Origin of the sequence: Nocardia mexicana NBRC 108244 (assembly GCF_001613165.1) — a bacterium.
Lineage (GTDB): Bacteria > Actinomycetota > Actinomycetes > Mycobacteriales > Mycobacteriaceae > Nocardia > Nocardia mexicana.
On sequence record NZ_BDBV01000107.1, the window covers coordinates 42,387 to 53,644 of the forward strand.

The window sequence follows — 11,258 nt, forward strand, 5'->3', positions numbered from 1 at the left end:
TCGCTCCTTTCATCGGGACCGCTGGTCACTTCACAAAGCCGATCTTGGTGTAGTCGTAGGACGCCAGTCCGGGCGCCCCGTAGTTGGCCAGTCCCGCGCGCACCGCGAGATTTCCGGGCGATTGCATCAGCGGAACCGAATGACCGATCTCCCAGATCTTCCGGTCGATGCGATTGGCCAGCTCGACGGCCTTGGCGGGATCCAGTTCGGCCAGCGCCTCATCGATGAGGGCGTTGATCTCCGGCGACCCGACCCGGCCGTAATTGCCCTGCAGGTCGTTCGGATCGTAGCGGTAGACCTGCGGCAGGTTCTTCAGTACGAATACGTCGCCGGACCACACCCAGTGTGCGACATCGAAATTGCCGGGCTTGATGTTGTCGGTGAAGTAGCCCTTGCCCGGTTTGGTGTCGATGACGAGCCGCACGCCGATGCGCGCCAGGTTCTGCTGGATGATCTGCGCGATCTGGACCCAGCTCTGGTCGTTGTACATGACATCGCGGATTTCCAACCTGCGCCCGTCCTTCTCCCGGACGTCGCCGTTGAGTTTCCAGCCGAGGGCGTCGAGTTCGCGCGCGGCGGCGTCCGGGTCGAAGGGGAGGCCGTTGTCCTGATATCCGGTCTGGCCCTGCACGTATACGTGACTGCCCAGTGGCCGCGGAGTCTGCACCAGGCCGTTCTGGATCGCCGTGGCGATGCCCTGCCGGTCGATCGCCTTGGATATCGCCACTCGCACGCCGGGATCCTCGAGCAGCGAACCCGGTGCGCCGTTGAAGGTCATATGCGACCAGACATTGCCCGGCGCCCGCCGGATGGCCACCCCGGGAATGCCCTGGGCGGTCTTCAGATCGTCACGGGTGGCGATGCCCACGGCGTCGATCTCGTTGTTCTGCAGCGCCGGGATGAAGGCGCTGCTGTCCAGCACCGTATAGGTGATCGTGTCCAGTTTCGGGGTATCGCCCCACCATTTCGGGTTGCGACCCAGCACGATTCGTCCCTGCGCCCGATCCACCGACTGGACGGTGAACGGCCCCCCGGTCAGCAGAATGCCGTCGACCAGGCTCTTGTTGAACGCCTCCGGCGTGCCGGTGACCGATTTCGGGAACAGGAATCCCTCGCCGGCGAGCTGCCCCTTCCAGTCCGCCCAGTGCTGCCGGAAGGTGATGATCGCCTGTTTGTCGTCGACCCCGCGTTCGACCTTCTCCACCCGATCGAACCCGAAGTTCATCCTGATGAGAAATGCGGGATCGGCACCGCTCAGCGCCGCGGCCTGGGAGCGAATGTCCTCCCAGGTGATCGGCGTGCCGTCGGACCATACGGCCTTCGGGTTGATGGTGTAGACGACCTGCTGCGGATCGGTATTCGTGAGTTCGACGCTGGTGAAATAGTTCGTGTCGACCGTCAGGTTGCCCGCCGCATCGGTTCTGAACGCCCGCGGCATCATCGGACGGAGTACGCCCGCCACCTCGCCGTCGGCGTCGGTGTGCAGCACGTTCCACTGCGGCGGCAGCGCCGTGAGCGCGAGCCGGAGATTACCCCCGTCCCGCAGGTCGGTGACATCGTGCGGGTTGACGTCGTTGGTGGTCCCCAGCTCCGCGGCGGACCCGTGCGGCGCCTCGCCGGAATCCGAGCCGCACGCGGCGAGCCCGAGCGCGACGACAACCAGCGGTATGGCCAATTGCCTGCTCAGCGAGCGAACTTTCACGATCTTCTCCTACCGCGCGACAACCGGAAGCGGGACGGCGTCGATGAGGGCCCGGGTGTACTCGTGCTGCGGGTCGGAGAAAATCCGTTCCGCCGGGCCGGATTCGACGATCTTGCCGCGATACATGACCGCGATCTCGTGTGCGAGATTGCGCACCACCGAAAGATCGTGGGAGACGAACAGATACGACAGTCCGCGTTCGATCTGCAGGTCTCGCAGCAGGTTCAGCACACCGGCCTGGATGGAGACGTCGAGCGAGGACACCGGCTCGTCGAGCACCAGCAGTTCGGGGTCCAGTGCCAGGGCGCGCGCGATGTTGATGCGCTGCTTCTGGCCGCCGGAGAAGTCGGCGGGATAGCGGTCGGCGTGTTCGGGGCGCAGGCCGACCTGTTTCAGCAGTTCCGGTACCCGTCTGCGGATCTCGTCGCGCGACCGCCCGTCGATGCGCAGCGGCTCGGCCAGCGCGTCGGAGATGGGCAGTCGCGGATCCAGCGAGGCGGACGGATCCTGGAACACGATCTGCATTTTCCGCCGAATCTCGCGTCGGCGCGCCTTGGTCAGCGACGAGACGTCGCTGCCGAGCACCTCGATGGTGCCCGACTCCGGTCGTACCAGATCCAGGATCTGGGTCAGGGTCGTCGACTTGCCGGAACCGGACTCGCCGACCAGCGCCAATGTCCGCCCGGCGCTGATCTCGAAGCTGATGCCGTCGACCGCCCGGACCTCACCCCGGCGCCGCTTGAACACCACCCCGGACGTGATAGGGAACGTCTTGACCAGGTCCGAAACCCGAAGCACCGCGCGCGGTTCCGGCTCGTCCGTGGGCTCCGGCTCGCCGATCTCCTGGCGATACGCCGTGAACAGGGCGTCGGTGCCGACCTCCGCCGTGCGAATGCAGGCGGCGCGGTGGCCCGGCGCGGTGTCCTGCAGCGGCGGTTCCGCGGCCCGGCATTCGTCGATCGACACCGGGCAGCGCGGCGCGAACGGGCAGCCCGGCGGCAGTGCGTGCATGGCGGGCGGGGCGCCGACGATCGGGATGAGGGGGCGGCGCGCGGGCCCGTCCATGCGCGGGATCGAACCGAGCAGCCCCACCGTGTACGGCATCCGCGGCGAATTGAAAAGCTCTGCGGCTCCGGTGGTTTCGACGATCCGACCGGCGTACATGACCGCCATCCGGTCGGCGATCGTGGCGGCGATGCCCATATCGTGGGTGATCATCACGACGCCGGCGCCGGTGATGTCGCGGGCCTTGCGCAGCAGGTTCAGGATCTGCTTCTGCACGGTCACGTCGAGCGCGGTGGTCGGCTCGTCGCAGATGATCAACTCCGGATCGTTGGCGATCGCCATCGCGATCACCACGCGCTGGCGCATGCCACCGGAGAACTCGTGCGGAAATGCCTTGGCGCGCATCTCCGGTTCCGGAATGCCGACCAGGTCCAGCAGCTCCACCGCGCGCTCGGCCGCCTGCTGTTTGCTCATCTTCTTGTGTGCCAGCAGGGCTTCCGCGATCTGGTCGCCGACCCGGTACACGGGCGTGAGCGCCGACAGCGGATCCTGGAACACCATGCTGATCCGGCTGCCGCGCAGCGCCGACAGGTGCCGGTCACCCATGCCGAGAAGTTCCTTGCCGCGCAAGCGGATCGAGCCCCGAACCCGCGCCTGATCGGGTAGCAGCCCCATCACGGCGAGCGAGGACACCGATTTCCCCGAACCGGATTCGCCGACGATGGCCAGCACCTCGCCGTCGGACACCGTGTAGCTCACCCCGCGCACCGCATCGATGCGGCCCTCCTCGCTGGGGAACGATACGTGCAGGTCCGATACCTCCAGCAGCGGCGCCGTGGTCGCGCGTGCGGTCTGCTCATCGGTCACGGACTCCGGGCTCTTGTCCGTCATGCCGCGGTCTCCTGCTTCGTCGTCGCCGCGGCCGCCGCCTTCCGGCCGGACCTCTTGGTTCGCACCCGGGCGCGTTTGGCGCTGGGGTCGAACGCATCTCGCAGACCGTCACCGACCAGATTGGCGCACAGCACGGTCACGATCAGCAGTCCACCGGCGAACAGGAACAACCACGGGAAGGTGAGCGCCGACTTGGTTCCCGACGCGATCAGCGAGCCCAGCGATACATCCGGCGGCTGCACGCCGAAGCCGAGGAAGCTGAGACCGGTCTCGGCCATGATCGCCGCACCGACCGCCAGCGTGGTGTCGATGATCAGGATCGAGGCGATGTTCGGCACGATGTGGGTGGTGATTACGGTCCACGTCGACGCGCCCATATACCGTGCGGCACGGACGAATTCGCGTTCCCGCAGGCTGAGCGTCAGCCCGCGCACGATGCGCGCGCTGATCATCCAGCTGAATGCGGCCAGCAGCACGATCAGCAGCAGAATAGATCCGCTGCCCTTGGTGCGCGGCGCGAAGATCGCGACGATGATGAAGCTCGGCACCACGAGCAGCAGGTCGACCAGCCACATGATGGCCCGATCCGTCCAGCCGCCCAGCAGACCCGCCACGGATCCCGCCAGGGCCGCGATGATGCTGGTGCACAGGGCGACACTGAATCCGATGATGAGCGATTTCTGCAGCCCGCGCAGCGTCTGCGCCAGCACGTCCTGACCGATCTGGTTGGTGCCGAAGGGGTGCTTGGGGCTCGGGGGCTTCAGCAGCGCCGTGTAGTCCAGTTGCTGATAGTCGTACTCGAGGAACGGCGGCAGGGCGAAGGCCAGCACCACCATCAGCACCAGCACCACGGCACCCACCACCGCGGGTTTGTTCCGGCGGAACCTGCGCCACACCAGTTTCCGGCGCCCGGCGGCCTGCGGTTCCGGGGCGCCCTGGACGATGATTTCCGCTTCGGTCATGCTCCCACCCGCACCCGTGGATCGAGGATCGCGTAGGCGATATCGGACAGCAGGCCCGACACCAGCACCACCAATCCGGCAAATGCCGTGACTGTCACGACGATATAGATGTCCTGCGCGTTGATCGCGTCCACCAGCCATTCGCCGACGCCGTGCCAGCCGAAGATCTTCTCGGTGAAGGTGGCCCCGGTGATCAGGGCGCCCAGGCTGTAGGCGAACAGGGTCGCCATGGGTATCAGCGCGGTGCGCAGGCCGTGTTTGTACAGGGCTCTGTTGCGGGTCAGCCCCTTGGCGCGGGCGGTGCGGATGAAATCGCTCTGCAGCACGTCCAGCATCGCATTGCGTTGGTAGCGGCTGTAACCGGCCATGGCGGTGAGTGCCAGGCCCAGCGTCGGGACGATCATGTGCTGCGCCCGGTCCACGATCTGATTCCACAGGCCGTGCACGGCATTCGCCGATGTCTCGCCGGTGTAGAGGAATATCTGCTGCCCGGACAGCGTATTGATCTCCAGCGCACCATATTTCAGCAGGGTGGCGAGCAGGAACACCGGCGTGCTGAGGATCAGCAGCGACACGATCGTCGTGAAGTAGTCGCTGAATCTGTACTGCCGGATCGCACCGGCGGCGCCCACCAGCACGCCCAGCAGGGTGCCCACGATCGAGCCGATCACCAGCAGCCGCAGGCTCACCCCGATCCGCCGGGGCAGTTCCTCGCTGACCGGCTGCCCCGCGAGCGTCTGCCCGAAATCGCCGTGCGGGATGCCGCTGACCCAGGTGAGGTAGCGCTGCGGAATCGGATCGTTGAGATGCAGTTCCTCGGCCTTGGCGTCGATCACCGATTGCGGCGGGCGCGGATTGCGTTGCTCGAGGCTGTCCAGCGGGCGGAAGGTCAGCGAGGCCAGGCTGAACGTCAGGAAGGACGCGAGCACCAGCAGCACGACATAGTTGAGCGCGCGTCGTAGCAGGAAGCCGGTCATCAATCCCCTCGGGTCGGTTGCTAGCCCCTGATCATAAGGACAGGTGGCGATCGGGGCGCGTCATGGAGGGCCAGTGACATGCACGGATCGTCAGCACATCGTGCACCAGTGTGACGGCCTGCGGTGGCGGTTCGGCACCGCAGGTAAGGGGGCTGATCACGGCTTGACTACGGGCGTGTCGGGAGTTGGCCTGCCGAATCGTGATTACAACGAGCGTCCGGTTTCGGGCAGGATGGAATGGGTGACTCGCCTGCACCTGCCCACACCGAAAATGGTGGCCACCGATGTCGATGGCACGCTGATCGATGAACGCGAGCAGGTGACGCCTCGCACCCGGGCCGCGGTGGCCGCGCTGATTGCCGACGGGGTGCCCTTCGTGCTCGCCACCGGTCGCCCGCCGCGCTGGATCGATCCGGTCGTCGACGGTCTCGGATACGCGCCGCTGTGCGTCTGCGGCAACGGCGCGGTGATCTACGACAGCGCCTCCGACCGCATCCTGCACACCAGCACCCTCGACGTGGAGAGCCTGGCCTGGATCGCCGACCTGGCCGAGCGGGTGCTGCCCGGTTGCGGTCTGGCCGCCGAGCGGGTCGGGGAGAGTGCGCACGACGCGGCCACCCCGCAGTTCGTGAGTTCGCCGGAGTACGAACATGCCTGGTTGAATCCGGACGACACCCAGGTCGCCCGGCGCGAGGTGTTCGCCGCCCCGGCCATCAAGATGCTGATCCGGTTACGCGGCGCCGCCAGCGCCGATATGCGGGCGATCCTGGAGCCGGAGCTGTCCGGCCGCGCCGATATCACCTATTCGACCGACAACGGCCTGATCGAGCTGTCCTCGCCCGGTGTGAGCAAGGCCTCCGGCCTGGCCACGGTCGCGCAGCGGCTCGGCGTCCAGCACGCCACCATCGTGGCCTTCGGCGATATGCCCAACGATGTTCCGATGCTGCGGATGGTGGGTCACGGTGTCGCCATGGCCAACGCGCACCCCGAGGCCCAGGCCGCCGCGGACGAGATCACGGGCACCAATGCCGCCGACGGCGTCGCCCAGGTCCTCGAGCGCTGGTGGACCAGCTGACGCTCAGAGCACGTGCGTCAGCACGATGTCGGCGACCCGCGCGACGGGGACGGTCGTCACGACCTCCAGCGTGGCGTCCTCGCGGAGCAGCGGCTCCACCGTCTCGAGGTTCTCCAGCGTCTCCGCCAGCTCCGCGGAGTCCTTGCCGTACGGGTTGTCGGTGCGGGCGGCCAGGCGCTCGATCAGGATCTCGGCGGGCGCGCTGAGCAGCACGATGTGCTCGAAGCGCGGATAGAACAGGGTCTGGTTGCGCGTCGTGCCCTGGACGAACAGTGACCCCGACTCCGGCGCGCTCGTCAGCAGCGCGTCGATTCGGTCTGTGCGCCACAGTCTTTCGCCGTCGACGGTCTCGAAATAGTCGCCGTAGTCGGTGTCCACCGTCCGATGGCCGCGCCGCGCGAGCTCGCGCAGCAGCGACGACTTGCCGACCCCGGACATCCCGGTGACCAGAACGCACGTCACCCCGGCAAGCCTAGGGCGCGCGGCACACCCGCGCGAATCACCACCCGCGCATCGCGTAGGGGTGCCGACCGGCCGGACCGACGTGCTCGGCGAACTATCGGGCGGTGCCTCGCGCTGCGCCATGACGGTAGCCACTGGGCGGTGACGACCCGCTGGGCTGTGACTACTCGGCCGGGGCGGGGTAATGCGGTTCCGGGACGGGTACCGACGCCGGAGCCGGATCGGGCACGGACGGTTGCCCTGGTGCGGGGGCCTGGCCGGGTGCCCCCACCTGGCCCGGCGCGGCGATCTGCCCGGGCAGGGGTTCGGCGTTCTGGCCCAGTGTCGAGTTCCGTTGCTGCTGTGGGTTCTTCAGCAGGGTCGTGACGATGCCGGTCACCTGGTTGAGAATCAGTGAGCCGTACTGGAAGTCGGAGCGCTGGCCGTCCGGGACGGGATAGGCGTTGCCCAGCGGCAGGCCGAGCGTCCCGGTCTCGGCGCCGAGCTGGACGAAGCGGTCCAGGATATGGCCGACCACCTCGATCACCTTCCCGTTCGGATCGGCGTAGACGTAGCCGTTGGCGAACTTGGCGTACTGCCCGCCGTCCCTGGTCGGCTGCGGTTCGGAGGCGGCGGCGCCCAGGTGTCCGTCCGGTCCGCCCTGCGTGGACCAGTACCGGGCCACGGCGTTCTCGCCGACCATCCCCAGCAGCTTCGTGGTCATATCCGCCAGCGCGGCGAGATCGGACTGGGTGCGCCGGGTCCCGGGCGCGGTGTTGTTACCCGCCCGCGTGCCCAGGGATCCGCCACTGCTCGCGGCGATCTCACGGATGCGGTCCATCAGCGCGTACGCGGCGTCGCCCGGGCAGGTGGTGTTGCCGACGTCGCGGTGGGCGAACACGGTCGGCAGCTGCACGGCCTCACCCTCGGCGTACGGGGTGAATTCGGTGCCCTCCGAGTACATGGTGGTCTTGCCCGCGGGATTCAGCCCGGCGACCCTGGCCCGCCAGCCGATGAACTGCCCGGCCGCCTGCAGCGCGGCATCGGTCGGCGGCTCGGTCTCGAAATCGCCCATGAGCGCCACGCCGGAGGTGTTCTCGTTGAACCCGCCCGCGTGTGCGCCCTGGACGGCCTTGTCCATGCCGCCGTATCGGCCCTCGAAGATCTGCCCGTACTTGTCGACCAGGGTGTTGTACCCGATGTCGCACCAGTTCAGCGTCTTGGCGTGGTAGGCGTAGATGGCGCGGACGATGCCCGCGGATTCCGCCTTGCTGTAGTCGTTGCGCCCGGCGGTGTGATGCACGGTGATGCCGCCGACGCCGTCGTCGTACACCGTCGGCTCCCCGCATTCGGTGCGCAGCGATTCGTCGGCGCCCCACTGTTGACGCGTGATCACCTTGGGGCCGCCGCCGGACACCGGCGCAGCCACCGCGGACAGATTCTCGTCGGCCGCGCCGCGGCCCGGATCGATCAGCACCGCCGACAGCGCCGCCGCCGTCACCTGCGCCGGATCGTCCGATCGCGCGGCGGTCGGCCCGCCCGGCGTCGGGACGGACCCGCCTTGGGCGGGCGCGGTCTCACCTTGGACGGGTGCCGGAGCCGCGTCGCCTCGGGCGGGTGCGGGATCTCCTTGGGCGGGTGCGGGGGCCGCGTCGCCTTGGACCGGCCCGGGGGCGGTCTCGTCCTGGACGGGTGCGGGGGCGGTCTGGCCCTGAGCGGGGGCGGTCCCATCCTGAGCTGGTGCGGGTCCGTCCTGGCTCGGTCCGGGTGTTGCGTCGCCCTGGGCCGACGGGGCCTCGCCCTGGATCGGCGCGGCGGCGGCCTTCCGGGTCGTCAGCACCTGAACGGCCTTGGTCTTGCCGACGTAGATCGGCTCGGTGCCGGTGCGGCCGGGCGCGGCGTGGTCGTTGCGACGGGTATCGACCTGCTCGGTGGAAAACCAAGGGCCCCAACTGCCGTCGGCGGTGCGCGCCCGGACCATGGCACTGGTACCGGCGAGGTCCTTCGCGGTGAGCGCGACCATGCTGAACGGGGTTTCGCGGGTGAGTTCCTTGACCTCCGCGCCGACCTTGTCGGCAAGCTCGGGTGCGATGGCACCGGGCGCGAGCGCCGGGGTGGCGGGGTCGGCGGCGAATCCCGGGGCGGGTACCGGTTCGCCGGCCGTGGCGTTTCCGGTGCTGCCGGGCGCGGGGTTCACGGCATCGGCGGGAGCGGGTGCGGTGCCGGGCCCGCCGGGAGCGGGTGCGACACCGGGGTCGGCGGGGGCCGTGTCGTCGAGTGGACCGGCGATGAATCCGGGGGAGGTGCCGGTGGGCCGCCGCGGCGCCGGTTGTACGGCGGTGGGATCGGACTGACCGAACTGAGGTAGGGGGATCTCGCTGGGTAGCTGCACGCCGGGCGGCATCGGTAGGCCCGGGGGTAGGTGTACCGAGCGGGGCAGCGGAAGTTTACGCAGATCGGATAGTCGCAGGTCGGGGAGATTGAGCCCGGTGAGCTCGCGCAGCGGCAGCACCACGTCGGGCGCCGAGGAGAGAGCGACCTCGGCCATTTGCGCGGGGATCGCAGCGAGATTGCTTTCGTTTGCCGAGTGATAGTCGGGCGTGTCGCGCAGGACGAGACCCGCGAGCGGCGCGATGACCGCCAGAGTCGTGACAACCGGGAGGATAAACGGGCGTTTCGGTCTGCGGTACGGCACGAGCATCTCCCATTCAGGTAGAACCGTTGACCGTCAGCGGTGCAGCAGGGTTGATTCCTGACGGAACAATGGTCACACTAGTCACAATCGTCACAAATCTAAAGGTTCACTTGAGAGTTAGGTTAGATAGCTCGAATGTAGCTTCCAAATAGCCAGGCAGCGGGCAGGACATGCCGAACGGAAGTACCGGCGAGTCTCATCCGCGCAAACCCTTGGGAGTGCACATGGCAAGCACGGGACGACGATGGGTGGCGGCGGTGCGACAGGGGGATCTCCTGCGGCGCCGCCATCGCAGACGCGCCGCGAGCGTGGGGCTGGTCGTGGTCGCCCTGGTGGGTGGCACGGTCGTGGTGACCCTGACCTGGCCCGATGGCTCGAGCGCCGGATATCGGCCGCTGGCCGGCGTCGGCCACGGTCGCGGCATGAGCCAGGTCGGCGCCTTCGACCAGGCGACCGGCGGCGCTACGGCCGAGCGCATCCTCGAGCACTACTACCCGGGCGCGCTGCTGGGTGCGATCGGACCCACCGCCGTGCGGGTGCGGCTGCAGGCCGACGACAACGAACCGCTCGACGTCTTCGCCGATGCCGGGCTGGCGGTCGCGGGACGCCGGGTCGTCCCCGGTCAGGCCGCCCATCTGACCCCGATGCCCGACGGCGGCGCCAATGTCGTGATCACCACCGGGTGCGATGGCGAGGTGGTCTGGCAGGGCGTCACCGACGATCCGGTCGCCTATCCGATCGCCTCCGGCACCAACCGCCCGCCCGCGGAGCACCTGAAGGTGTGCGGCGGCGGCACGTATCGCGGCACGCTCGGCGTCGCCCTCGAGAACGGCGAGCCCCGCACCGTCAACGAGGTCGACGTCGACGACTACCTGCTGGGCGTGGTGCCCGCCGAGATGCAGGCCAACTGGGCCGACCAGGGCGGCGCCGAGGCGCTGCGCGCGCAGGCGATCGCGGCCCGCTCCTACGCGCTGGCCGAACATCGCTACCCCTACGCCCAGACCTGCGACACCACCGACTGCCAGGCCTATCCGGGCACCGAGCGGGAGGATTCGCGGGCCGCCGCGGCCGTGCGCTCGACCGCGGGCCGAGTGCTGTTGCGCGACGGCCGGATTCTGCGCACCGAGTATTCGGCGGCGCCGGGCGGCGGCCAGCCGATCGACGTCGGCACCCTCGAGGTGGGCCCGGCCCCGGAGGAACTCGCCCCGGCCCCGGCGCCACCGCCCGACGAGAGCGCGCAGCGGTCCGTGCGCGCCGATACCGTCATCGAGGCGAGGTACGCCCAGACCGGCGGACCGGAGGGGCCGCTGGGGGATCCGCTCGGCCCGGAGTCGTTGCTGCCCGGCCGAATCGGGACGTACCGGATGTACTCGGGCGGCGTCATCATCGCGACACCGGCGCTCGGTGCCCGGGTCGTCGACTTCAGCACGCTGTTGCAGGTGGCACCCGAGGCGGCGGCCGAGCCCCAGGCTCGGGCGGGTGCGGCGCTCGACGGTGCGGCCGCGCTGCC

At 68.7% G+C, this 11,258-nt stretch carries 8 protein-coding genes; 2 read left to right on the forward strand and 6 right to left on the reverse strand.

Translation table 11 applies throughout. The annotated features are described in order from the left end of the window. Positions 1 to 25: 25 nt before the first annotated feature. Genes NM1_RS34650 through NM1_RS34665 form a run of 4 tightly spaced genes read right to left on the reverse strand, consistent with a single transcriptional unit; the run spans position 26 to position 5,537 of the window. Positions 26 to 1,702, reverse strand: a complete 1,677-nt coding sequence (locus tag NM1_RS34650) for an ABC transporter family substrate-binding protein (protein ID WP_068030093.1) — start codon at positions 1,700 to 1,702, stop codon at positions 26 to 28. Between the two features lie 9 nt (positions 1,703 to 1,711). Next, complete coding sequence (locus tag NM1_RS34655) at positions 1,712 to 3,598, reverse strand: ABC transporter ATP-binding protein (protein WP_068030098.1); 1,887 nt, start codon at positions 3,596 to 3,598, stop codon at positions 1,712 to 1,714. Continuing rightward, positions 3,595 to 4,560 (reverse strand): ABC transporter permease, encoded by a 966-nt coding sequence (locus tag NM1_RS34660; protein ID WP_068030100.1) that lies wholly within the window; start codon positions 4,558 to 4,560, stop codon positions 3,595 to 3,597. Before NM1_RS34660 ends, NM1_RS34655 begins: the two co-directional genes overlap by 4 nt. Continuing rightward, positions 4,557 to 5,537, reverse strand: a complete 981-nt coding sequence (locus NM1_RS34665; protein ID WP_068030102.1) for an ABC transporter permease — start codon at positions 5,535 to 5,537, stop codon at positions 4,557 to 4,559. The genes NM1_RS34660 and NM1_RS34665 overlap by 4 nt, the downstream gene beginning before the upstream one ends. Positions 5,538 to 5,769: 232 nt before the next feature. Between NM1_RS34665 and NM1_RS34670 the strand changes: the two genes are divergently transcribed. After that, the gene (locus NM1_RS34670) at positions 5,770 to 6,612 is read left to right on the forward strand and encodes a Cof-type HAD-IIB family hydrolase (RefSeq protein ID WP_068030104.1); all 843 of its coding nucleotides are present in this window, start codon (positions 5,770 to 5,772) and stop codon (positions 6,610 to 6,612) included. A gap of 3 nt (positions 6,613 to 6,615) precedes the next feature. Here NM1_RS34670 and NM1_RS34675 read toward each other — a convergent pair whose 3' ends face one another. Beyond that, complete coding sequence (locus tag NM1_RS34675) at positions 6,616 to 7,074, reverse strand: ATP-binding protein (RefSeq protein ID WP_246011476.1); 459 nt, start codon at positions 7,072 to 7,074, stop codon at positions 6,616 to 6,618. A 163-nt stretch (positions 7,075 to 7,237) separates the two neighbouring features. Beyond that, positions 7,238 to 9,601: an N-acetylmuramoyl-L-alanine amidase gene (locus NM1_RS34680; protein WP_246011477.1), complete on the reverse strand. Its 2,364-nt coding sequence runs from the start codon at positions 9,599 to 9,601 to the stop codon at positions 7,238 to 7,240. 371 nt (positions 9,602 to 9,972) lie between these two features. Between NM1_RS34680 and NM1_RS34685 the strand changes: the two genes are divergently transcribed. After that, on the forward strand, positions 9,973 to 11,258 hold a 1,286-nt coding region (locus NM1_RS34685), incomplete at its 3' end, for a SpoIID/LytB domain-containing protein (RefSeq protein ID WP_084520325.1).

Excerpts from the sequence above, each read along its gene's own strand:
- NM1_RS34665 (WP_068030102.1), bottom strand. The coding sequence starts at position 5,537 with ATGACCGGCTTCCTGCTACGACGCGCGCTCAACTATGTCGTGCTGCTG.
- NM1_RS34660 (WP_068030100.1), bottom strand. The coding sequence starts at position 4,560 with ATGACCGAAGCGGAAATCATCGTCCAGGGCGCCCCGGAACCGCAGGCC.
- NM1_RS34680 (WP_246011477.1), bottom strand. The coding sequence starts at position 9,601 with ATGGCCGAGGTCGCTCTCTCCTCGGCGCCCGACGTGGTGCTGCCGCTG.
- NM1_RS34670 (WP_068030104.1), top strand. The coding sequence starts at position 5,770 with ATGGAATGGGTGACTCGCCTGCACCTGCCCACACCGAAAATGGTGGCC.
- NM1_RS34655 (WP_068030098.1), bottom strand. The coding sequence starts at position 3,598 with ATGACGGACAAGAGCCCGGAGTCCGTGACCGATGAGCAGACCGCACGC.